Genomic DNA, 21,248 nt, shown 5'->3' on the forward strand with positions numbered 1-21,248 from the left:
CGGAAGCCACCGCCCGCCCCTTTGCAGGAAAGTCTGCCTGGGCGACTATTGGAACCAGTTCTACCAACCGTCGAGGAATCGGGGATCCATGACGCAGGTGACCGAGCACGGCGGCGGCGTCTGGTCCCTCGCGGTCCCCATCCCGGACAACCCGCTCGGCCACACCCTGGTCCACCTGCTCGACACCGACGACGGCCCGGTGCTGATCGACACGGGCTGGGACGACCCCACGTCCTGGGACGCGCTGGCCGCCGGTCTGGCCGCGCTCGGCACGTCCGTCCCGGAGATCCACGGCGTACTCGTCACCCATCACCACCCCGACCACCACGGCCTGTCCGGCCAGGTGCGCGAGGCGTCCGGCGCGTGGATCGCCATGCACGCCGCCGACGCCGAGGTCGTACGCCGGACCCGGAGCGCGGAGCCCGGCGCCTGGCTCGGCTACATCACCGCCAAGCTGACCGCCGCCGGCGCGCCCGACGAGCACCTCGCCCCGCTCCGTTCCGCCCGCGACTCGGGTCGCGTGCGCACCCTGCCGGGTCTGCGGGCCGCGCTCCCCGACCGCGAGATCGTCCCCGGCGACCTGCTCCCCCTCACCGGCCGCCGGCTGCGCGCGGTGTGGACCCCGGGCCACACCCCCGGTCACGTCTGCCTGCACCTGGAGGAGACGCACCCGGCGAACCTCCCCGGCAACGGCCGCCTCTTCTCCGGCGACCACCTGCTCCCCGGCATCACCCCTCACATCGGCCTGTACGAGGACCCCGACGACACCGCGGTCACCGATCCGCTGGGCGACTACCTCGACTCCCTCGAGCGTGTCGCCCGGCTGGCCCCCGCCGAGGTGCTCCCGGCCCACCAGCACGCGTTCACCGACGCCGCCGCGCGCGTCGGGGCGCTCCTCGACCACCACGAGGACCGCCTCACCGGCCTCCGCGCGCTGCTCGCCACCCCCCTCACCGCCTGGCAGCTCGCCGAGCGGATGGAGTGGAACCGGCCCTGGGCGGAGATCCCGTACGGGTCCAGGAACATCGCCGTCTCGGAGGCCGAGGCCCACCTGCGCCGCCTGGTGAAGCTGGGCCACGCGGAAGCGGTCCCGGGCGACGGCCCGGTCACGTACGTCGCTGTGTGAAGGCGCGGCGGTAGTCGCGGGGCGGGACGCCCCGGCGGCGTACGAACTGCTCGCGCAGGACGGCGGCGCCGGCGTAACCGACGCGGCGGGCGATGTCCTCCACGGACAGCTCCGTCGTCTCCAGCAGCTCTTCGGCGGTGTTGAGGCGCTGGGTGAGCAGCCACGCGTGCGGCGTGGTGCCGGTCGCCGCGGTGAAGCGGCGGGCGAAGGAGCGGCGGCTCATGAGGGCGCGGCGCGCCAGTTCGCCGACCGGGAGGGGCCGGTCGAGGTGGGCGCGGGCCCAGTCGAGGACCTCGCCGAGACGGTCGTCGGCGCAGTTCTCGGGCACCGGGGCCGCGAGGTACTGGGCCTGGCCGCCCTCGCGGTGCGGAGGGAGGACGAGGTCCCTGGCGACGGCGTTGGCCACCGCGGCGCCGTGTTCGCGGCGCAGCAGGTGCAGGCAGAGGTCGAATCCGGCGGCGGCGCCCGCCCCGGTGACCGTGCGGCCCTCGTCGACGTACAGGGCGCCGGGATCGAGGGTGACGGCGGGATGCAGGGCCGCGAGCAGGGAGGCGAAGCGCCAGTGGGTGGTGGCGCGCAGGCCGTCGAGCAGTCCGGCGGCGGCGAGCGCGAACGTGCCGACGCAGTGGGCGGCGACCGTGGCGCCGCGCTCGTGGGCCGAGCGCAGCGCGTCGAGGACGGGGTCCGCAGGCGGTGTGCGAAAGCCGCTCCACGGCAGGGCGAGAACCAGATCGGCCTCGGCGAGCCGGTCGAGTCCGTGCTCCACGGCGAGCGAGAGCCCGTGGTCGGTGGGGACCGGGCCCGGGCGGTCCGTGCACAGGGCGAAGGTGAAGTCGCGCTCGTCGAAGATCTCGCCGACGACGCCGACGCTGAGCAGGCCGACACCCGGGGGCGCGTAGGCGGCGACGGTACGGAACGGGGGCATCCACGCAGTCTGGCAGCGGGTGCGCGCGGGGGTGGCACGAATCCCGCGATACATGGCACATGTGCCACTCGTGCGTGCCGCGCGCCGACGGGAGGCTGGTCCCATGAGCGACGCACCGCGCGGCCGTACGGCCGGCTACACGATTCTGACCACGGGTTACACCACCTCGACGGGCCCCGGGGTCGCCGCCACCGTCTCGTACGTGACCGACGGGGACCTGCACATCGTCATCGACCCGGGCATGGTCGCGAGCCGCGGCCGGATCCTGGACCCGCTCGCCGCGAGGGGCCTGGGCGCCGAGGACATCACCGATGTCGTCCTCAGCCATCACCACCCGGACAACGTCATCAACGCGGGGCTGTTCGGCCGGGCCCGCATGCACGACCACAAGGCGATCTACCACGCCGACCAGTGGACCGACCGCGACGCGGAGGGGTACGAACTGACCCCGTCCGTCAAGTTGATCAGGACTCCCGGCCACAGCGAGGAGGACGTGACGGTGCTGGTGGGCACCCCGGACGGGGTGGTCGCGTTCGTCGGAGACCTGTGGTGGCGGCCGAACGGTCCGGTCGAAGACCCGGTCGCCCCGGATCTCGCGCGGCTGAGGGCGAGCAGGGAACGGGTCCTGGCGATCGCCGACGTCATCGTCCCCGGCCACGGCGGCGCCTTCCCGGCGGACGCCTCGGCGCCGCTGTAGACGGGCCGCGGGCGGGCGCCGCCGCGATGCCCCGACCGCCCCGGGGGCCGCCCGGTACGGGCCGGTAGAGTGTGCGAGTCGTCATCATGCCGTTCTGGGAGAAGCCGGTGCGAATCCGGCACTGCCCCTTCCCCAAGCTCTCGGCTGCGCTCGAGCAGGGGAGACCCCCTTCGTCATCCGCCCCCCGAGGGCGGTGAGTCGCAACGCCCGGTCCGGCATGACCAAGGCTCGGCACCGTCGAGGTATACGGAGCCGGAGCCTGGTGCGTGGTTTCCGCGCGCCCGGGCCCGGCTCCTCAGCAGGAGAGGCCCCCGCCCGTCATGACCCTTCGCCGCAGCGCAGCCACCGTGCTCGCCGCTTCCGCCGTACTCTGCGCGTCGGCGGCCACGGCCACGACCGCCGTCGCCGCTCCCTCCCCCACGCCCGTGGTCCCCTCGGGTCTCTACGGGGAGAAGGACCCGACGTACGACGGTGTCTGGCGGCAGTCGCTGGCTTTCCTCGCGCAGGACACGGCGGGCGTCGAGCCCGCCGCCAAGGCGGTGAACTGGCTCGTCGGGCAGCAGTGCGACAGCGGCAGCTTCCCGTCCTTCCGCGCCGACGCCGCCGAGCCGTGCACGTCGAAGACCGTGATGGACAGCAACGCCACCGCCGCCGCCGTGCAGGCGCTGAGCGCGCTCGGCGGCCAGGACGCCGCAGTGAAGAAGGGCGTCGGCTGGCTGAAGGCGTCACAGAACCAGGACGGCGGCTGGGGCTACAACCCCGGCAGCCCGAGCGACGCCAACTCCACCTCGATCGCGATCGGCGCGCTGGCCGCGGCCGGCGAGAAGCCGGCCGGGGTGACGTCGCAGAAGGGCAAGTCGCCGTACGACGCGCTGGTCACCTTCTCGGTGCCGTGCGACGCGAAGAAGGGCGGCGGCGCGTTCGCCTACCAGCCGGACAAGTCCGGCAAGCTCGCGCCCAACGCCGACGCGACGGCGGCGGGCGTGCTGGGCGGGCTCGGCCTGGGACTGAACGCGGAGGCGGGGAAGCCCGGCGACCGGCCCGACGCGAAGCCCGTCACGTGCGTCAAGGGCAAGCCGACGCCGGAGCAGGCCGCCGCGAACGGCGCCGCGTACCTCGACGGCGTCCTCGCGAAGACCGGCCACCTCGACACGCCTCCCATGCCGGGCGCCGAGGACGCCGAGCCGCAGCCCGACTTCGGCAACACGGCCGACGCGGTCGTCGCGCTGGCCGCGCAGGGCGGGGCGCAGGAGGCCCGGAAGCCGCTGGAGTGGCTGAAGAAGAACTCGGCGTCCTGGGCGAAGGAGAACGGCCCCGCCGCGTACGCGCAGCTCGTCCTCGCCGCCCACGCCACCGGCACCGACCCGAGGAGCTTCGGCGGCGCCGACCTGGTGAAGGCGCTCAACGCCACCGGGCCGGCCCCCGAGGCGGCCGAGAAGAAGACCGAGGACAAGAAGGACGACAGCGACAGCGCGTTCGGCGACTGGTGGATCGTCGCCGTCCTGTTCGTGGCGAGCGTCGGCGTCGGCATCCTGATCAGCGGCCGCAAGAAGAACCAGCAGCGGTGACGACCGTACGGAAGCGTCCGGCCGCCCTGCTCCTCGTGCTCGGCGCCGCGCTCCTCGCAGTGCTGGGCACGGGGACCGCGCAGGCGGCCACCGGCTACCGCTACTGGTCGTTCTGGGAGAACGACGGCGGCGCGTGGACGTACGCCACCCAGGGCCCCGCCATGGCGAGGCCCGAGGACGGCGCCGTGATCGGCTTCCGGTTCTCCGTGAGCGAGGACGCGCAGGACTCGGCCCGGCCCCGCCACGCCGCCGGGTCCTTCGACGCCGTCTGCGGGAGCACGCCGGCCAGGAAGGGCGCCAAGCGGGTGGCCGTCGTCATCGACCCCGGCACGGCGGCCGACGCCCCGGCCGGGGAGCGGCCGCCCGCGCGGCGCACCGCGTGCGCGCGGACCGGTACGGACGCCACGGCGGCGGACGCGCTCGCCTCGGTGGCGAAGCCGCTGCGCTATGACAGCTCGGCGCTGCTGTGCGCGATCTCCGGCTACCCGAGGACGGGCTGCGGGGAGCAGGTCTCCGGCCGCGACGCCGACCCGTCCGGTGACGCGTCCGCGCCCTCGACGGCGTCCTCGACCGCCGGGACCACCGGGACCACCGACGACAGCGCGGCCGGCGGGCCCTCCGCCGGTGTGCTCGTGGGCCTCGCCGCCGTGCTGACGCTCGGCGTCGCGGGCGTGTGGCAGGCGCGCCGCCGCCGCGGATGATCACCATGACCCTGCGCGCGCCGCGCGCGAGCCGCAGCAACGCCCTGCACGCCGGGGCGTGGTGGCTGTGGGCGCTCGGCCTGGCCGCCGCCGCGTCGCGGACCACCAATCCGCTGCTGCTGGGGATGCTGGTGGGAGTGGCGGGGTACGTGGTGGCGGCGCGGCGGACGGATGCCCCGTGGGCACGTTCGTACGGGGCGTTCGTGAAGCTCGGCCTGCTCGTCATCGGCATCCGGCTCGTGTTCTCGGCGTTCTTCGGCTCGTCGATCCCGGGCAGCCACACCGTCCTCACACTCCCCGAAGTGCCGCTGCCCGACTGGGCGCAGGGGGTGCGGATCGGTGGACGCGTGACGGCCGAGCAACTGGTCTTCGCGCTGTACGACGGGGCGAAGCTGGCCACGCTGCTGATCTGCGTGGGCGCCGCGAACGCGCTCGCCAACCCGGCCCGGCTGCTCAAGTCGCTGCCGGGGGCGCTGTACGAGGCGGGGGTCGCCGTCGTGGTGGCGATGACGTTCGCGCCGAACATGGTGGCCGACGTGGCGCGGCTGCGCACCGCGCGCCGCCTGCGCGGCCGTCCGGCCGGGGGCGTACGGGCCGTGCTCCAGATCGGGCTGCCGGTCCTGGAGGGCGCACTGGAACGCTCGGTGGCGGTGGCCGCCTCGATGGACGCGCGCGGCTACGGGCGCACCGCCGAAGTCCCGCCCGCCGTCCGGCACACGACGACCGCGCTGACGCTCGGCGGGCTGCTGGGGGTGTGCGCCGGTGCGTACGGGCTGCTGACCGCCGACGGCGAGGTGTACGGCCTGCCGGTCACGGCCGCCGGGCTGGCCGCCGCGCTGGCGGGGCTGCGCCTCGGCGGCCGGCGCAGCGTCCGTACCCGCTACCGGCCGGACGCGTGGGGCGTACGGGCGTGGCTGGTGGCGGGGTCGGGGGGCACCGTCGCGGCGCTGATGATCCTTGCCGCCGCGAACGATCCGGCGGCCCTGCACCCCGGGGTGGTGCCTCTGGTCGCGCCCACGTTCCCGCTGTGGCCGGCGGCGTCCGTGCTGATCGGCCTGCTGCCGGCGTTCGTGGCTCCGGTGCCGCACGTGTCCCCTGCGACGAAAGCGACTTCGAAGTGATCCGGTTCGAGAATGTGTCGGTCGGCTACGCCGACGCCGCGTCGCCCGTGATCCGGGGCGTGGATCTCACGGTGCCGGAGGGCGAGCTGGTCCTCCTGGTCGGCCCGTCGGGAGTCGGCAAGTCGACCCTGCTCGGCACGGTCTCCGGTCTCGTCCCCCACTTCACGGGTGGCACGCTGCGCGGACGCGTGACGGTCGACGGCCGCGACACCCGGACGCACAAGCCGCGCGAACTGGCCGATCTGGTCGGCACGGTGGGGCAGGACCCGCTCGCCCACTTCGTCACCGACACCGTGGAGGACGAACTGGCGTACGGCATGGAGTCGCTCGGCCTCGCGCCGGACGTGATGCGCCGCCGCGTCGAGGAGACGCTGGACCTGCTCGGCCTCGCCGAGCTGCGCGACCGCCCCATCGCCACCCTCTCCGGCGGCCAGCAGCAGCGCGTGGCGATCGGCTCGGTGCTCACGCCGCACCCCAGGGTGCTGGTGCTGGACGAGCCGACCTCGGCGCTGGACCCGGCGGCGGCGGAGGAGGTGCTGGCGGTGCTGCAGCGCCTGGTCCACGACCTGGGCACGACCGTGCTGCTGGCCGAGCACCGCCTGGAGCGGGTGGTGCAGTACGCGGACCGGGTGATCCTGCTGCCGGGGCGCGGGGAGGCGCCGGTGGTGGGTGAACCGGGGGCGGTCATGTCCGTCTCCCCGGTGTTCCCGCCGGTGGTGGGGCTGGGCCGGGTGGCGGGCTGGGAGCCGTTGCCGCTGTCCGTACGGGACGCCCGTCGCCGGGCGACGGCGCTGCGCACGGCCCTGGCCGGCGCGGAGCCGGGTCGGGTTCCCGTACTCGCCTCTTCCCGGACCCCGGACTTCGCTCCCGGGACGCCGGAGAGGCCGGTCCTCCCGGCGGTGGACGGCCCGGGGGGCGGGGGCGAAGCCCGCGGCGTCGGCAAGGGGCGGGCAGGGGAAGGGCTCCGCCGCCTGCTGCGGCGCCGCTCCGGCGAACCGGCCCGCGCCGCGGACGCCCTCGCACACCCGGACGCCCTCGCACACCCGCACGCACGCCCGGTCGCGGGCGCCGGCGCGGTCGCCACAGTCGCCGGGCTCGGCGTCCGGCGCGGGCGCATCGAAGCGCTGCGCCGCGTCACCTTCACCGTCGGCCCCGGCGAGACCGTCGCGCTCATGGGCCGCAACGGGGCGGGCAAGTCCACCCTCCTCTCCGCCCTCGTCGGCATGATCGAACCCACCACCGGCACGGTCTCCGTCGGCGGCCGCACCCCCCACCGCACCAGTCCCCGCGAGATGGTCCGCGAGGTCGGCCTGGTCCCGCAGGAGCCGCGCGATCTGCTGTACGCCGACACCGTCGCCGCCGAGTGCGCGGCGGCCGACGGCGACGCGGGCGCGGAACCGGGGACGTGCCGGGCCCTGGTCGCCGGACTGCTCCCCGGCATCCAGGACGACACGCACCCCCGGGACCTGTCCGAGGGCCAGCGCCTGGCCCTGGCCCTGGCCGTCGTGCTCACCGGACGCCCCCCGCTGCTCCTCCTCGACGAGCCCACCCGCGGCCTCGACTACGCCGCGAAGACCCGCCTGATCGGCCTGCTGCGCGACCTGGCCGCCCGGGGGCACGCGATCGTGCTGGCGACGCACGACGTGGAACTCGCGGCGGAACTGGCGCACCGCGTCATGATCCTCGCCGACGGCGAGGTCGTCGCGGACGGCCCGACGGCCGAGGTCGTCGTGTCCTCCCCCGCCTTCGCACCGCAGGTGGCGAAGATCCTCGCCCCCGAGAAGTGGCTGACCGTGACGCAGGTGCGCGACGCACTGGACGGGGTGGCCTCGTGAGCACGCCGAAGCCGGTACGCGCCGTACGCCTCGGTCCCCGCTCGGTCGCCGCGCTGCTCCTCGTCAGCGCGATCGGGGTGATCGCCTTCGGCTGGCCGCTGCTCGCCGACCCCGGCTCGGGGCTCGCCACGCACCACTCCGAGGACGCCCCGTGGCTCCTCGCCGCTCTCCTTCCGCTCCTCGTCGCCGTGGTCGTCGCGACCATCGCCGACGCCGGGCTCGACGCGAAGGCCGTAGCGATGCTGGGCGTACTGGCCGCCGTCGGGGCGGCACTGCGCCCGCTCGGGGCGGGGACGGCCGGCCTGGAGCCGATGTTCTTCCTGATGGTGCTGAGCGGCCGCGTCCTGGGCCCCGGGTTCGGGTTCGTGCTCGGCTCGGTGACGATGTTCGCGTCCGCGCTGCTCACGGGCGGGGTCGGTCCGTGGATGCCGTTCCAGATGCTGTCCATGGGCTGGTTCACGATGGGCGCGGGCCTGCTGCCGGGCGCGGAGCGCCTGCGCGGCCGGGCGGAGCTGGCGATGCTCGCGGCGTACGGCTTCGTCGCGGCCTTCCTGTACGGGGCCGTCATGAACCTGCAGGGCTGGACGTACATCGGCGGCATGGCGTCCGGCGTGTCCTTCCGGCCGGGCGATCCGGTGAACGAGAACCTGGCCCGCTTCCTCGCGTACTGCGCCACCACCTCCCTCGGCTGGGACCTGGGCCGCGCCGCGCTCACCGTCGTCCTGGTCCTCACCACCGGCGCCACCCTCCTGAGGGCACTGCGCCGGGCCACCCGCCGCGCCGCCTTCGAGGCCCAGGTCACATTCGAGGCCCCGCGGGGCTGATCCGCCGGTGAGAGGGCCCACAGGACCTTGGTCCTCCACTAGGCCGGGCAGTAGGCCGACCGGACCGCCTGCACACCCTCCCGCGCACCCCTGACCTGCACAGACCCGGATCACAGCGCCGCGGGCCGATGGGCCCGATCCGCCGGTCCTGCTAGTAAGAGGGGTGATTGCACCGGGGCAGGGGCCCTGCTTCATTGGAGCAGTCGCCGGGAGCGGTACGCCGGTCATCACCGGCCCGCCCGCGACGTCCCCCGTACCCGACGTTAGGTCCTCACGTGTCGTTTCCGGTCATCACCCGCCTCGTCGCCCGCCCCAAGTCCTTCGCCGCCGGCGCCGCCGTGCTGCTCGGGTCCGTGGGTGTGGTCATGGGCGGCGGCGTCTCCGAGGCCGCTGCCGCGAGCCCGCAGGCCGTCGCCCGGCAGATGATCCCGGACGCCGCCCAGTTCTCCTGCTTCGACAAGATCGTCGAGCACGAGAGCGGCTGGAACCCGCAGGCCAGCAACGCCTCGTCCGGCGCGTACGGCCTGGTCCAGGCCCTGCCCGCCGCCAAGATGTCCTCGGCGGGCGCGGACTGGAAGACGAACCCGGCCACCCAGATCGAGTGGGGCCTGGACTACATGAACGACCGGTACGGCAGCCCGTGCGGCGCCTGGGACTTCTGGCAGTCCAACGGCTGGTACTGACCCGGCCCGCACGCCGTACTGCAAGCCACCCCCCGGCAGCCCGCGAGAGGGGCCGAACGTGGGCGCGCCACCGGCGCACCGGGCCCTGCCCCGGCACGCCGGGCCGAGTCCCGGCCGCCGGGGAGCGGGCACGCCCGCCCCTCGCGTCAGAACCTCTGGATGATCGTCCCGGTGGCGAGCGCGCCGCCCGCGCACATCGTGACGAGCGCGAACTCCTTGTCGCGGCGCTCCAGTTCGTGCAAGGCCGTCGCGATCAGGCGGGCGCCCGTCGCGCCCACCGGATGGCCGAGCGCGATCGCCCCGCCGTTCACGTTCACCTTCGCCAGATCCTGCTCGAAGACCTGCGCCCAGCTCAGCACCACCGACGCGAAGGCCTCGTTGATCTCGACGACGTCGATGTCCTTGAGCGACATGCCCGCCTTGCCGAGCACCGCGCGCGTCGCGTCGATCGGCCCGTCGAGATGGAAGTGCGGGTCGGATCCGACCAGGGCCTGGGCGACGATCCGGGCGCGCGGCTTGAGTTTGAGGGCCCGGGCCATCCGCTTGGACGCCCACATGATCGCGCTCGCCCCGTCGGATATCTGCGAGGAGTTCCCCGCCGTGTGGACGGCGGTCGGCATCACCGGCTTGAGCCGGGCCAGCGCCTCCATGGACGTGTCCCGCAGCCCCTCGTCCCGGTCGACGAGCCGCCACATGCCCTGCCCCGCCGCCTGCTCCTCCTCGGTCGTCGGCACCTGCACGGCGAACGTCTCGCGCTTGAAGCGCTCCTCCGCCCAGGCGGTCGCCGCCCGCTCCTGCGACAACAGGCCGAGCGAGTCGACCCGTTCGCGCGTCAGGCCGCGCTTGCGGGCGATCCGCTCGGCCGCCTCGAACTGGTTGGGCAGGTCGACGTTCCACTCGTCCGGCCACGGTTTCCCCGGCCCGTGCTTGGACCCCGACCCCAGCGGGACACGTGACATGGCCTCCACCCCGCAGCTGATGCCGACGTCGATGACCCCCGCGGCGATCATGTTGGCGACCATGTGGGCGGCCTGCTGGGACGAGCCGCACTGGCAGTCCACGGTCGTCGCGGCCGTCTCGTACGGCAGGCCGACCGCCAGCCAGGCGTTGCGGGCGGGGTTCATGGACTGCTCGCCGGCGTGCGTGACCGTGCCGCCGACGATCTGTTCGACGCAGTCGGCGTGAATGGCCGTACGGCCGAGGAGTTCGCGGTACGTCTCGCCGAGCAGATAGGCGGGGTGCAGGTTGGCGAGCGCGCCTCCGCGCTTGCCGATGGGGGTGCGTACGGCTTCGACGATGACGGGTTCCGCGGCCATGAGCCGTCCTCTCCTCACCCGCGGGCCTCCCCCGGCGCCCGCGGCGGCTGCCAACTAGTACGCGTTCTAGTTCTCCGAGCAGTCTTATGAGTACCGCCCCGGCAGCGCAAGGGTCTTGCACGCCTTGCGCACCGTCTCCACACGCAACAGATGACGCCGGGCCCCTTGCCTCCTGTAGAACCCGTTACTACATTCCCGGCAACTTCTGATGGGTCGTCAGACATGGGAGCTGCCGATGCACTGCCCCGCGCTGCCCGACGGGTTCGACTTCACCGATCCCGACCTGCTCCTCGCCCGCGTGCCGCATCCGGAGTTCGCACAGATGCGGCGTACCGCGCCGGTCTGGTGGTGCGCGCAGCCCCCCGGCATCTCCGGTTTCGACGACGAGGGGTACTGGGCCGTCACCCGGCACGCCGACGTCAAGTACGTCTCCACGCATCCGGAGCTCTTCTCCTCGCACACCAACACGGCCGTCATCCGCTTCAACGAGACGATCAGCCGCGACCAGATCGAGGTCCAGAAGCTGATCATGCTCAACATGGACCCGCCCGAGCACACCCGCGTGCGCCAGATCGTCCAGCGCGGCTTCACTCCGCGTGCGATCCGCTCGCTCGAGGGCGCCCTGCGCGACCGCGCCCGCTCGATCGTCGGGGCGGCCGTCGCCGGCGCGGCCGACGACGGCACCTTCGACTTCGTCACCCGCATCGCCGTCGAACTGCCCCTCCAGGCCATCGCCGAGCTCATCGGCGTACCGCAGGAGGACCGGACCAAGATCTTCGACTGGTCGAACAAGATGGCGGCGTACGACGATCCCGAGTACGCCATCACCGAGGAGGTCGGCACCGAGGCGGCCATGGAGATCGTCTCGTACGCGATGAACCTGGCGGCCGCCCGCAAGGAGTGCCCGGCCAAGGACATCGTGTCCCAGCTCGTGGCGGCGGAGGGCGAAGGGAACCTGGGCCCGGACGAGTTCGGCTTCTTCGTCATCCTGCTGGCCGTGGCCGGGAACGAGACGACGCGCAACGCGATCAGCCACGGAATGCACGCGTTCCTGACGCACCCCGAGCAGTGGGAGCTCTACAAGCGCGAGCGGCCGGGCACGGCGGCCGAGGAGATCGTGCGCTGGGCGACGCCCGTCGTCTCGTTCCAGCGGACGGCGACGCAGGACGTCGAGCTGGGCGGGCAGCGGATCAGGAAGGGCGACCGCGTCGGGCTCTTCTACTCGTCGGCCAACAACGATCCCGAGGTGTTCACCGATCCGGGGACGTTCGACATCACCCGCGACCCGAACCCGCACCTCGGATTCGGCGGCGGGGGCCCGCACTTCTGCCTCGGCAAGTCCCTCGCCGTGCTGGAGATCAACCTCATCTTCAACGCGATCGCCGACGCGCTGCCCGGTCTGAAGCTCGCGGGCGACCCGCGCCGGCTGCGCTCGGCGTGGCTGAACGGCATCAAGGAGCTCCGGGTGACCCACCGCTGACTCCGCGGGCCCGGGAACCGGGAGGCGGGGGTGATCCCCTACGCCCCGCCCCCACCTCTCACCGGCCGCGGTCGTCGTACGCACCGCGGGCCCGGCCGACCTCGCCGAGAACGCCGTTCGGCGGGGCCGGGCAGCATGGTCTGCCGGGCCAGGATGTCGCACTGTGAGCGGGCCTGCTCTATCGGTAGTGACGATTGATCAATAACGTTCGGGTGTCCGCCTGTTTACCGTTCAAGGGAGCACCCGACCATGACCACGGCCCAGCACGTCCCCGACCTGCTTTCGCCCGAGTTCGCCGAGAACCCGTACGCCGCCTACGAGGTGATGCGCAAGTCCGCCCCGCTGTTCTGGCACGAGGCGATGCAGAGCTACGTCATATCCCGGTACGAGGACGTGGAACGGGCCTTCAAGGACAAGGAGTCGGTGTTCACGACCGACAACTACGACTGGCAGATCGAGCCCGTGCACGGGAAGACGATCCTCCAGCTCAGTGGCCGAGAACACGCCGTGCGCCGGGCGCTGGTGGCTCCCGCCTTCCGCGGCAAGGACCTCCAGGAGATGTTCCTGCCGGTCATCGAGCGCAACGCCCGCGAGCTGATCGACACGTTCCGCGACCGGGGCGCGGTCGATCTCGTCGACGCGTTCGCGACCCGCTTCCCGGTGAACGTGATCGCGGACATGCTCGGGCTCGACAAGGGCGACCACGCGAAGTTCCACCACTGGTACACCACCGTGATCGCGTTCCTCGGCAATCTGGCCGGCGACCCCGAGGTGGCGGCGGCGGGTGAGCGGACCCGCGTCGAGTTCGCGCAGTACATGATCCCGATCATCCAGGAGCGCCGGAAGGCCCCGGGCGACGACCTGCTGTCCACGCTGTGCCAGGCCGAGGTGGACGGCGTGCGCATGAGCGACGAGGACATCAAGGCGTTCTGCAGTCTGCTCCTCGCGGCCGGCGGCGAGACGACCGACAAGGCGATCGCGGCCCTCTTCGCCAACCTCCTCGCCCACCCGGACCAGCTGGCCGCCGTGCAGCAGGACCGCACCCTCATCGACCGGGCCTTCGCCGAGACGCTGCGCTACACCCCGCCCGTACACATGATCATGCGCCAGACGGCCAAGGAGGTCACGCTCAGCGGCGGCACGATCCCGGCCGGCGCGACCGTCACCTGCCTGATCGGGTCCGCCAACCGCGACGAGAGCCGGTACGCCCGCCCGGACAGGTTCGACATCTTCCGCGAGGACCTCACGGCGACGAACGCCTTCTCCGCCGCGGCCGACCACCTCGCCTTCGCCCTCGGACGGCACTTCTGCGTCGGCGCGCTGCTCGCGCGGGCGGAGGTGCAGACCGGTGTGAACCAGCTGCTCGACGCCATGCCCGGCCTGCGGCTCGCGGACGGCGCCGAGATCGTCGAGCACGGCGTGTTCACCCGGGGTCCGCAGAGCGTGCCGGTGGCGTTCACGCCCGTCGGCTGAGTTGCCGGGGCCCCGGCCCCGCGCCGGTGACCCCGGGCGTGCCCGAGGCGGTCACCGGCGCGGCGAACCCGTCAGTGGGAGGACGGGGTGAAGGACACCGGCAGGGTGGTCAGGCCGCGCATCCAGATGGACGGCCGCCAGGTCAGCTGCTCCGGCTCGACCGCGAGCATCACGTCCGGGAGCCGCTCCAGGAGGGCTTCGACGGCGGTGCGGGCCATGACGTCGGCGAGCTGCGGAGCGGGGTAGGGGCAGCGGTGCTCGCCGTTGCTGAAGGACAGGTGCGAGGAGTTGCCCTCCGCGCCGACGTGACCCTCGGGCCAGATCTGCGGGTCGGTGTTGGCGGCCGCGAAGCCCAGGACCAGGCAGTCGCCGGCCTTGATGTGGCGGCCGCCGAGCTGGACGTCGCGGTCGGCCCAGCGGCCGATGAAGTTCTGGGTGGGGGTCTCCAGCCACAGGACCTCGTTGAGCGCCTGACCGACGCTCAGCCGCCCGCCCGAGACGTTCAGCGCGAACCGGTCGTCGGTGAGGAGCCGGCGCAGGGCGTTGCCGATCCAGTTGGCGGTCGGCTGCTGGGCGGCGGCGATGATGGAGATGAGGTCCTGGACGATCTCCTCGTCCGCCAGGCCCGCCGGGTGCGTGAGCATCCGGGAGATGACGTCCGGGCCGGGCGTCGCCCGCTTCTGTGCGACGAGCTCCTGAAGGCGCTTGCCCACACGTCCGTACGCCGCCACCGGGTCGTCGCCCTCAGCCGCGTCCAGGGACATCCGCAGGTCCTCGACGAGGTCGTCGGTGTCGGTGCTGTGGGCCGGCATCCCGCACATCTGGACCGCCGCGCGCATCGGCAGGGCGTGGGCGTACGCCGCCATCAGCTCGGCCTCGCCGCTGCCCGCGAAGACGTCGATGAGCTCGTCGGCGATCCGCCGGCAGTTGTAGCCGAACTCGAACTGGTCGACCGCCTCCAGCGCCTCGCTGATGACTCCGGCGCGGCGCTGGTGCTCCAAGCCCTCGGTGAACAGGACCGAGGGCTGGTAGCCGACGTACGGCAGCAGCGGCCAGTCGGCCGGGATCGCGTCCCACTGGTTCCAGCGCCGGGAGTCGCGGGCGAACAATTCGTCGTGGGTGGTGACGTACGAGACCTCGGAGTAGCCGAGGACCAGCCAGGCCGGGACGTCGCCGTCCAGCAGCACCGGCGCGACGGCACCGTGTTCGCGGCGCAGCGTGCGGTACAGCTCGGCGGGGGTCTGCTGGTACTGGAGGCCGCTGAGCCGGATCGCGCCCGCGTGCGCGGGGCAGCCCGGCGGAGGCGTCGCCCCGGAGGCGGTGGCGGTGGGGTCGCTCATGTGGTGGTCTCCTGGGCCAGGGCCAGCTGGTAGAGGTGGTCGACGAGGGTGATCAGGACGCGTTTGCCGTCGCTGCGCACACGGGCGTCGCAGTCGAGCAGCGGGATGTGCGCGGGCAGCGCCAGTGCCTGCCGGATCTCGTCCAGGGAGTGGTACGCGGCGTCGTCGTCGAACCGGTTCACGGCGACGACGAAGGGCGTCTTGTGGTGTTCCAGGCGGTCGATGGCGTACCAGGAGTCGCTCATGCGACGGGTGTCGACCAGGACGACCGCGCCGAGGGTGCCGGAGAACAGCCGGTCCCACAGGAACCAGAAACGTTCCTGCCCCGGAGCGCCGAAGAGGTAGAGCACCTTCGTCTCGTTGAGGCTGATCCGGCCGAAGTCGAAGGCCACCGTCGTGGTGGTCTTGTGGGCGAGGCCGGTCGTCTCGTCGACGCCGACACCGGCCTGCGTCATGTACTCCTCGGTGTTCAGCGGGCGGATCTCGCTCACCGACCTGACGAGCGTGGTCTTGCCCACGCCGAATCCCCCGACGATGACGATCTTCAGTCCGGTGTCGGCGGCGTCGGCGAGCGGGGTGCGCTCCGGCGCCTGGGCCGGCGCCTCAGAGATTGCGGAGTCCATGCAGCACCTCCTTCAGCAGAGCGGATTCGGGCAGGTCGGCGGCGGCCGCGGCGGCCCGGGGACGGCGGGCGGTGATCCGTCCGGCGTCCAGCAGGTCCTCCAGGAGGATCCGTACGACGGTGATGGGCATGCGCAGTTCGGCGGCGATCTCCACCACCGCGGCGGGATGACGGCACAGCGTGAGGATCCGTACGTGCTCCGACTGCATGCCCGGTGTCGGGTCGCACTCGCTGACCACCAGCGTCACCAGATCGAACACCGTGGTGTCCGCGGTGTGGCTGCGGCCACCGGTCACCGTGTAGAGGCGGTCGGGGGACCCGGTGTCGACGGGGCGGCGGGTCATGACGTCGGACTGTCCTGCGCACGGTTGCGCGGTTCGGCCCGCAGGTGCTCGCCGATCTGCTCGACCATCTCGCTCATGTTGTGGCCGACCACACCGGGGTCGGCGCTGTCGGCGGCGACGACGGCGAGGTGGGCGCCCTCGCCCGCCTCCACGATGAGGAGCAGACCGCCGCGGAACTCGGCCATCAGGTGGTTCACGCCTCCGGTGCCGTCACCGAACTCCACCGACGCGCCGTGGGCCAGGGACTGCATCCCGCTGGCGATGGCGGCCAGCTGGTCGGCCTGGTCGAGGGTGAGGTTGCTGCTGCGGCACAGCTTGAGGCCGTCGCGGGAGAGCACCAGGGCGTGCCGGGTGCCGGGGGTGTGCTCCACGAGGTTGTCCAGGAGCCAGGTGAGGCTGGTGTCGGTGGTCTGCACGGTGGTCATGGGCCGGTCGACGCGGGGCGCGGTCGGCCCGTGCCTCCAATCTCGGTGGTCAGGTGAGAGGGTCGGCCGCCCGCGGGGGCGGCGGCACGCCGGGGTGGGGCACGGTGGTGCTCAGCCGGGCGGGCGGGGGTCCTTGCGGCGCTGGGACTGGTGGAAGGCGCCGAAACCGGCCCCGGGGTTGCGTGCCGGCGGGGTGGGCGGCTCGTCGGCGGCCCCGGGCGCGGGGCGGCCCCGGTCGGCGGCGGCCATCGTGCGCCCCGGCGGCCGTACGGGCAGGCCGCCCGGGGTCGCGGCCTGAGCGGAAGCGTCGGGGCCGGCGAGAGCCTCGGGCCCCTCGGCCGGGGCAGCGGCGCGCGAGGGCAGCGGCGGCAGCGCGGGCGAGACGTCCGGGGCGGGCAGGGCGGCCGGGGCGGGCGCCGGGGCCTCCAGTACGGCCGTACGCGTCCGGGCGGACAGCTCGCCGGTACGCGGCTGCGCCGGCGCCTGGCCGGTGGCCGAGACCGGCACCGGACCGCGCTGCTGGGCCAGCAGTTGCGGCGGGAGCAGGACGACGACGCCGGTGCCGCCCCGGGAGGAGGGCCGGTAGTTGACGGAGATGCCGTACTTGGCGGCCAGGATCCCGACGACCGCGAGGCCGAGCCGGGTGCCCTGGAGGGCCGCCAGGTCGGTGGACTTGCCGGAGACGGCTTCCACCGCGCGGCGCATGGCCGCGTCGGACATCCGCAGACCGCTGTCCTCGATGGTGACGACGATGCCGGCGCTGCGTTCCTCCACGTACACGTGGACCTCGTCGATGGGCGGCGAGAAGTTGGCCGCGTTGTCCATCAGTTCGGCCAGCAGGTGCATGACGCCTTCGGCGGCGAACCCGGCGATCGCGACGGTGCTCGCGGAGTGCAGCCGCACCCGGCGGAAGTCGGCGATGCGCCCGACCGCGCCCCGCAGGATGCTCTCCATGACGATCGGCTTGTTCCACGCCCGGCTCGCCCGGCCGCCCATCAGGATGGCGAGGCGGTCGGTGAGCAGTCCGAGCTGCGAGGTGCTGTGGTCCAGCCTGAGCAGGTCGCTGAACACGTCGGCGCCGTGCCGGTCCTGCATCTCGCGGAGGTCGGCCAGCATGCTGACGGCCCGGGCCTGCACCCGGCCGAGCGCCTTGGCGCTCGCGGCCCGCGCGGCGGCGGCGCGGCGCTCGCTGACGCCGAGTTCCCGCACCATCTGCTCCAGCAGCACGCGCAGCCGTCCCTCGCCCGGCATGTCGAGTGCGGCGAGGACCGTGTCGGCGGACGCGCCCCGGCGCAGCGCCGCGACGGCGGCGGGCAGGGCGGTGACCGACAGGCGCTCCAGGTCGTCGACGCCCCGGCCGAGCTGCTGTACGGCGGCGTCGCGGGCTGCTTCCGCCGCCGCCGTGCGGCGCGCCGCTTCGGCCAGCTCGGTGGTGAACAACCGCAGGAGGCTTTCGAGTTGCGGGTCGGCGGGACGCTGGGCGGACGCCAGGGCCTCGTACGCGTCCGAACCGTCGCGCACGCGCTGCACCATCTGCGGCAGCGTGACGTTCACGAGGTGCGCGGTGTCCCCGGTGGCGCGGGACACCCGCTCACGCAGGGCGGTCTGCTCGTCGTGGGCGGCGCGGCGGGCGGCGGCGAGACGCCGGGCCAGTACGGCGGCGGTGACGACGAGCGCGACGACGCACAGGCCGGCGACGACGACGGTCCCGAGCACCCAGGAGTACGCCTGGTCCGGGGCCACCGCCACCACGGTGCCGCCGGCCGCCGCGGCGACGGCCAGGCCGGCTGCCGACACGGCCCAGGGCGGGCGCCCCCGCGGTGCGCGGCGCGGGCGGGCGGCGGCGGGCAAAGTCATAGCACAGTCCCTCAGACGGTGTGTGGGGGGCAGACGGCGGCGGAGCCGTCATCTGGTCGCGGAAGGAGGTGAGTTGACGACGAAGATCCGCTGATCCTTGGCCATGGTAACCACCGTCCGTGAGACCTCAGGGCGGGGATCACCCTTGCCTCGGGCAGCTGCGCAGAACCTCCCGATTTCGCGTACCGGCGGAACCGGCGGATCGCCCTCCGACCACGCGGGACCGGCGCGGAGAGGACGGCCGCGACAACCGGAACTAGCGGCCCCGAAAGGGAGCTGACGCGGCGTCGGAGACCGGCTGCTCCGGCGCGGGCTCTGCGGGCGCGGGCTCCGCCGGCCCGGGTTCCGCGGGCGCGGGTTCCGCCGGCGCCGGTGGAAGCAGCTCGCGGGGACCGGCCAGCAGGTACGTCAGGGCGAAGCCCGCCCCGACCACCGCCGCCCCGCCCACCGCGTCCAGCACCCAGTGGTTGGCGGTGGCGACGATCGCCAGCACCGTGAAGAAGGGGTGGAGCAGGCCGAGCAGCCTCATCCACGGTTTCGGCGCGAGCAGGAGGACCACCAGCCCGCACCACAGCGACCAGCCGAAGTGGAGGGAGGGCATCGCCGCGTACTGGTTGGTCAGCGCGGTCAGCGCCCCGTACTCCGGGCTCGCGAGGTCCTGCGGACCGTGGATCGTGTCGATGTAGCCGAGGCCCGGCATCAGACGCGGCGGGGCGAGCGGGTACAGCCAGAACCCGGCCAGCGCGAGGACGGTCGCGAAGCCGAGGGAGGTGCGGGCCCAGCGGTAGTCGGCCGGGCGGCGGGCGTAGAGCACGCCGAGGATCGCCAGCGGGACGAGGAAGTGGAACGAGGAGTAGTAGAAGTTGAAGAAGGCTTCGAGACCGTCCGCCTTCGCCACCGCGTGGTTGATCCAGTGTTCGACGTCGATGTGCAGGAACCGCTCGGCCGACACGATCTGCCGGGCGTTGTCCTCGGCGGCCGCGCGGCCGCCGGCGGCGGCGGTGCGCACCTGCGAGTAGACCGAGTAGGCGGCGCGGATGAGCAGCAGTTCGAGGAGCAGGTTCGGGCGGCTGAGGACCCGGCGCCAGAAGGGCAGCAGCGGCACCCTGCTCCAGCGGCCCGCGACCGGTCTCGCGCAGTCGGTGGGCAGGGGCCGGAGCCAGTACGGCGAGGTCCGCGGCAGGAACGGCACCGCGCACGCCGCCGCGAGCGCGGCCACCAGCAGCGCGTTGTCGCGGACCGGGATGAGCGGCCCCACGTTCGGCAGCAGCATCGTCCCCGGCAGCGTCATCACCAGGACGACGGCCGCGGGCCACACCGTCCGGTCCGCCGACCGCTTGCCGACCCGGCCGGCCACGGCGAGAAGCACCCACAGCAGCTGGTGCTGCCAGGCCGTCGGCGACACGGCCACGGCGACGCAGCCGGTCACGGCGACCGCGAGCAGCACCTGGCCGTCCCGCGCGTACCGGACGGCGCGCCGCAGTCCGAGTACGGCGACGGCCGCCCCCAGCAGCAGGAAGAGCGCCGTCTCCAGCGGCCCTTCGAGCCCGAGGCGCAGCAGCGCGCCGTGCAGCGACTGGTTGGCGAGGCTGTCGGGCCGTGCGCCCAGCCCGGCGCCGGCCACGTGGTGCACCCAGTACGTCCAGGAGTCGTGCGGCAGCGCGGCCCACGCCAGCGCCGAGCAGGCGGCGAAGGTGGCGCCGGTGGTGAGCGCGGCGCGTCTGCGGCCCGTCAGCCACAGGAGCGGCGCGAACAGCAGCATCGTGGGCTGGAGGGCGGCGGCGATGCCGACGAGGACGCCGCAGCTGCGCTCCCCGCGCGCCTGGAAGCAGCCGAGGAGCACGAACAGGACCGGGATGACGCTGGTCTGGCCCAGGTGCAGGGTGTTGCGGACGGGCAGCGACAGCATCAGCAGGCTGATGGCGACCGGGGCGGCCAGGAGCGCGGTGCGCCGGGACACGGGACCCGGCAGGGCGCGGGCGACGACCATGCCCAGTACGGCGACGAGCAGCAGCGTCCCGAAGGTCCAGGCGACGCCGAGGCTCTGCTCCGCGGAGCGGGCCAGTGGTTTGAGGACGAGCCCGGCGAACGGTGTACCGATGAAACGGTCGGAGTCGTAGAGCGACCCCGCCACGCGCAGTACGCCCTCTTCGCCGATCCAGGTCTCCAGGTCGGTGAGGCGCTCACCCGGCGGCGTCCGCAGCAGCATCGCGATCTGCCGTACGCCGAGTGCCGCCACCACCGCCCAGAGGGCTATCCGTGCGGCTCCGACCCTGTTCCCGGCGCCCATCGCCCCGACGGCGCCGCCCCGCTCCGCATTCGCCACGTCGCGCTGACCCTCCCCACGTCTCCCTGCACCCGCGTGCACGGTGCGTAGAGCCTCGCACCGACCCGTACGGAAGACGCAGGCAACCCCTGCTTCGCCTGGCTGTCATCCGGTTTTGGCCGGAGGATCCCCCTTTCCACGATCCCCGTCCCGGCGTCCGCGCGCGAAAGGATCACGACGGAGGCGGCGGGGGCGAAGTCACCGAGGGCTTCGCGGGGCACACGCGGCGCGTGCGGCAGGATGGGCGCATGAGCATCGTGAAGATCAATGTGCTGACCGTCCCGGCCGAGCAGCGTGAGGTACTGGAGAAGCGGTTCTCGGCACGGGCCGGTTCCGTGGAGAACTCCGACGGCTTCGAGTGGTTCGAGCTGCTGCGGCCCGTCGACGGGACCGACCAGTACCTCGTCTACACCCGGTGGGCCGACGAGGCGTCGTTCCAGGCGTGGATGGAGGGGCCGATGAAGGCCGCCCACCAGGGCGGCCCGGGCGCGGGTGAAGGCGGCGAGCGTCCCAGGCCCGCCGCCTCCGGCTCCACGCTGTGGTCGTTCGAGGTGGTCCAGCAGGCCGGTCCGAGGAACGGCTGAC

19 protein-coding genes are annotated in these 21,248 nt (G+C 73.4%); 11 read left to right on the plus strand and 8 right to left on the minus strand.

Annotated features, from left to right (window positions below; all coding sequences use genetic code 11):
* Positions 1–88: 88 nt before the first annotated feature.
* Positions 89–1,126 (plus strand): MBL fold metallo-hydrolase, encoded by a 1,038-nt coding sequence (locus AC07FK_RS07605; protein ID WP_479103438.1) that lies wholly within the window; start codon positions 89–91, stop codon positions 1,124–1,126.
* On the opposite strand, the gene AC07FK_RS07610 is transcribed toward AC07FK_RS07605, so the two are convergent.
* Positions 1,107–2,051, minus strand: a complete 945-nt coding sequence (locus AC07FK_RS07610) for a GlxA family transcriptional regulator (protein ID WP_479103440.1) — start codon at positions 2,049–2,051, stop codon at positions 1,107–1,109. The genes AC07FK_RS07605 and AC07FK_RS07610 overlap by 20 nt on opposite strands.
* Positions 2,052–2,154: 103 nt before the next feature.
* On the opposite strand from AC07FK_RS07610, the gene AC07FK_RS07615 reads away from it, so the two are divergent.
* The 7 genes from AC07FK_RS07615 to AC07FK_RS07645 all read left to right on the plus strand — a co-directional run bounded on the left by AC07FK_RS07615 (position 2,155) and on the right by AC07FK_RS07645 (position 9,480).
* Entirely contained in the window at positions 2,155–2,748 is a 594-nt protein-coding gene (locus AC07FK_RS07615) for an MBL fold metallo-hydrolase (RefSeq protein WP_479103442.1), read from the plus strand.
* A gap of 320 nt (positions 2,749–3,068) precedes the next feature.
* The gene (locus AC07FK_RS07620; RefSeq protein WP_479103444.1) at positions 3,069–4,316 is read left to right on the plus strand and encodes a prenyltransferase/squalene oxidase repeat-containing protein; all 1,248 of its coding nucleotides are present in this window, start codon (positions 3,069–3,071) and stop codon (positions 4,314–4,316) included.
* A complete protein-coding gene (locus tag AC07FK_RS07625) occupies positions 4,313–5,017 on the plus strand; it encodes an SCO2322 family protein (protein ID WP_479103446.1) in 705 nt (234 codons plus the stop codon). The genes AC07FK_RS07620 and AC07FK_RS07625 overlap by 4 nt, the downstream gene beginning before the upstream one ends.
* Positions 5,014–6,138 (plus strand): energy-coupling factor transporter transmembrane protein EcfT, encoded by a 1,125-nt coding sequence (locus tag AC07FK_RS07630; RefSeq protein WP_479103448.1) that lies wholly within the window; start codon positions 5,014–5,016, stop codon positions 6,136–6,138. Before AC07FK_RS07625 ends, AC07FK_RS07630 begins: the two co-directional genes overlap by 4 nt.
* On the plus strand, positions 6,135–7,973 hold the full coding sequence (locus AC07FK_RS07635) for an ABC transporter ATP-binding protein (RefSeq protein ID WP_479103449.1): 1,839 nt from the start codon (positions 6,135–6,137) through the stop codon (positions 7,971–7,973). The genes AC07FK_RS07630 and AC07FK_RS07635 overlap by 4 nt, the downstream gene beginning before the upstream one ends.
* Positions 7,970–8,797: an ECF transporter S component gene (locus AC07FK_RS07640; protein WP_479103451.1), complete on the plus strand. Its 828-nt coding sequence runs from the start codon at positions 7,970–7,972 to the stop codon at positions 8,795–8,797. Before AC07FK_RS07635 ends, AC07FK_RS07640 begins: the two co-directional genes overlap by 4 nt.
* A gap of 275 nt (positions 8,798–9,072) precedes the next feature.
* Entirely contained in the window at positions 9,073–9,480 is a 408-nt protein-coding gene (locus AC07FK_RS07645) for an aggregation-promoting factor C-terminal-like domain-containing protein (protein ID WP_479103453.1), read from the plus strand.
* A gap of 146 nt (positions 9,481–9,626) precedes the next feature.
* Here the strand turns inward: AC07FK_RS07645 and AC07FK_RS07650 are convergent, their stop codons facing one another.
* The gene (locus tag AC07FK_RS07650) at positions 9,627–10,796 is read right to left on the minus strand and encodes a steroid 3-ketoacyl-CoA thiolase (RefSeq protein WP_479103455.1); all 1,170 of its coding nucleotides are present in this window, start codon (positions 10,794–10,796) and stop codon (positions 9,627–9,629) included.
* Positions 10,797–11,031: 235 nt separating this feature from the next.
* On the opposite strand from AC07FK_RS07650, the gene AC07FK_RS07655 reads away from it, so the two are divergent.
* The gene (locus AC07FK_RS07655; protein ID WP_479103933.1) at positions 11,032–12,276 is read left to right on the plus strand and encodes a cytochrome P450; all 1,245 of its coding nucleotides are present in this window, start codon (positions 11,032–11,034) and stop codon (positions 12,274–12,276) included.
* Between the two features lie 249 nt (positions 12,277–12,525).
* Positions 12,526–13,749, plus strand: coding sequence for a cytochrome P450 (locus AC07FK_RS07660; RefSeq protein WP_479103456.1), 1,224 nt, complete (start codon positions 12,526–12,528; stop codon positions 13,747–13,749).
* A gap of 71 nt (positions 13,750–13,820) precedes the next feature.
* Here the strand turns inward: AC07FK_RS07660 and AC07FK_RS07665 are convergent, their stop codons facing one another.
* The 6 genes from AC07FK_RS07665 to AC07FK_RS07690 all read right to left on the minus strand — a co-directional run bounded on the left by AC07FK_RS07665 (position 13,821) and on the right by AC07FK_RS07690 (position 20,627).
* Positions 13,821–15,089, minus strand: a complete 1,269-nt coding sequence (locus AC07FK_RS07665) for a cytochrome P450 (protein ID WP_479103458.1) — start codon at positions 15,087–15,089, stop codon at positions 13,821–13,823.
* Positions 15,086–15,712, minus strand: coding sequence for a GTP-binding protein (locus AC07FK_RS07670; protein WP_479103459.1), 627 nt, complete (start codon positions 15,710–15,712; stop codon positions 15,086–15,088). The genes AC07FK_RS07665 and AC07FK_RS07670 overlap by 4 nt, the downstream gene beginning before the upstream one ends.
* Positions 15,693–16,055: a DUF742 domain-containing protein gene (locus AC07FK_RS07675; protein ID WP_479103461.1), complete on the minus strand. Its 363-nt coding sequence runs from the start codon at positions 16,053–16,055 to the stop codon at positions 15,693–15,695. Before AC07FK_RS07675 ends, AC07FK_RS07670 begins: the two co-directional genes overlap by 20 nt.
* Positions 16,052–16,471, minus strand: coding sequence for a roadblock/LC7 domain-containing protein (locus AC07FK_RS07680; protein ID WP_479103934.1), 420 nt, complete (start codon positions 16,469–16,471; stop codon positions 16,052–16,054). The genes AC07FK_RS07675 and AC07FK_RS07680 overlap by 4 nt, the downstream gene beginning before the upstream one ends.
* A 120-nt stretch (positions 16,472–16,591) precedes the next feature.
* Positions 16,592–18,337, minus strand: coding sequence for an ATP-binding protein (locus tag AC07FK_RS07685; protein ID WP_479103463.1), 1,746 nt, complete (start codon positions 18,335–18,337; stop codon positions 16,592–16,594).
* Positions 18,338–18,593: 256 nt separating this feature from the next.
* Positions 18,594–20,627 carry a bifunctional glycosyltransferase 87/phosphatase PAP2 family protein gene (locus AC07FK_RS07690; RefSeq protein ID WP_479103936.1) on the minus strand — a complete coding sequence of 678 codons (2,034 nt, stop codon included), beginning with the start codon at positions 20,625–20,627 and terminating at the stop codon, positions 18,594–18,596.
* Between the two features lie 284 nt (positions 20,628–20,911).
* Here AC07FK_RS07690 and AC07FK_RS07695 point away from each other — a divergent pair, with 284 nt between their 5' ends.
* Positions 20,912–21,247 carry an antibiotic biosynthesis monooxygenase family protein gene (locus AC07FK_RS07695; protein ID WP_479103464.1) on the plus strand — a complete coding sequence of 112 codons (336 nt, stop codon included), beginning with the start codon at positions 20,912–20,914 and terminating at the stop codon, positions 21,245–21,247.
* Position 21,248 lies beyond the last annotated feature (1 nt).

The organism is Streptomyces sp. NPDC046122 (genome assembly GCF_056429965.1).

What these genes read in the sequence shown, in the direction of transcription:
- AC07FK_RS07620 (WP_479103444.1), top strand. Translation starts at nt 3,069, where the DNA reads ATGACCCTTCGCCGCAGCGCAGCCACCGTGCTCGCCGCTTCCGCCGTA.
- AC07FK_RS07665 (WP_479103458.1), bottom strand. Translation starts at nt 15,089, where the DNA reads ATGAGCGACCCCACCGCCACCGCCTCCGGGGCGACGCCTCCGCCGGGC.
- AC07FK_RS07675 (WP_479103461.1), bottom strand. Translation starts at nt 16,055, where the DNA reads ATGACCCGCCGCCCCGTCGACACCGGGTCCCCCGACCGCCTCTACACG.
- AC07FK_RS07690 (WP_479103936.1), bottom strand. Translation starts at nt 20,627, where the DNA reads ATGGGCGCCGGGAACAGGGTCGGAGCCGCACGGATAGCCCTCTGGGCG.
- AC07FK_RS07630 (WP_479103448.1), top strand. Translation starts at nt 5,014, where the DNA reads ATGATCACCATGACCCTGCGCGCGCCGCGCGCGAGCCGCAGCAACGCC.
- AC07FK_RS07610 (WP_479103440.1), bottom strand. Translation starts at nt 2,051, where the DNA reads ATGCCCCCGTTCCGTACCGTCGCCGCCTACGCGCCCCCGGGTGTCGGC.
- AC07FK_RS07695 (WP_479103464.1), top strand. Translation starts at nt 20,912, where the DNA reads ATGAGCATCGTGAAGATCAATGTGCTGACCGTCCCGGCCGAGCAGCGT.
- AC07FK_RS07655 (WP_479103933.1), top strand. Translation starts at nt 11,032, where the DNA reads ATGCACTGCCCCGCGCTGCCCGACGGGTTCGACTTCACCGATCCCGAC.
- AC07FK_RS07605 (WP_479103438.1), top strand. Translation starts at nt 89, where the DNA reads ATGACGCAGGTGACCGAGCACGGCGGCGGCGTCTGGTCCCTCGCGGTC.
- AC07FK_RS07685 (WP_479103463.1), bottom strand. Translation starts at nt 18,337, where the DNA reads ATGACTTTGCCCGCCGCCGCCCGCCCGCGCCGCGCACCGCGGGGGCGC.
- AC07FK_RS07650 (WP_479103455.1), bottom strand. Translation starts at nt 10,796, where the DNA reads ATGGCCGCGGAACCCGTCATCGTCGAAGCCGTACGCACCCCCATCGGC.
- AC07FK_RS07660 (WP_479103456.1), top strand. Translation starts at nt 12,526, where the DNA reads ATGACCACGGCCCAGCACGTCCCCGACCTGCTTTCGCCCGAGTTCGCC.
- AC07FK_RS07670 (WP_479103459.1), bottom strand. Translation starts at nt 15,712, where the DNA reads ATGGACTCCGCAATCTCTGAGGCGCCGGCCCAGGCGCCGGAGCGCACC.
- AC07FK_RS07615 (WP_479103442.1), top strand. Translation starts at nt 2,155, where the DNA reads ATGAGCGACGCACCGCGCGGCCGTACGGCCGGCTACACGATTCTGACC.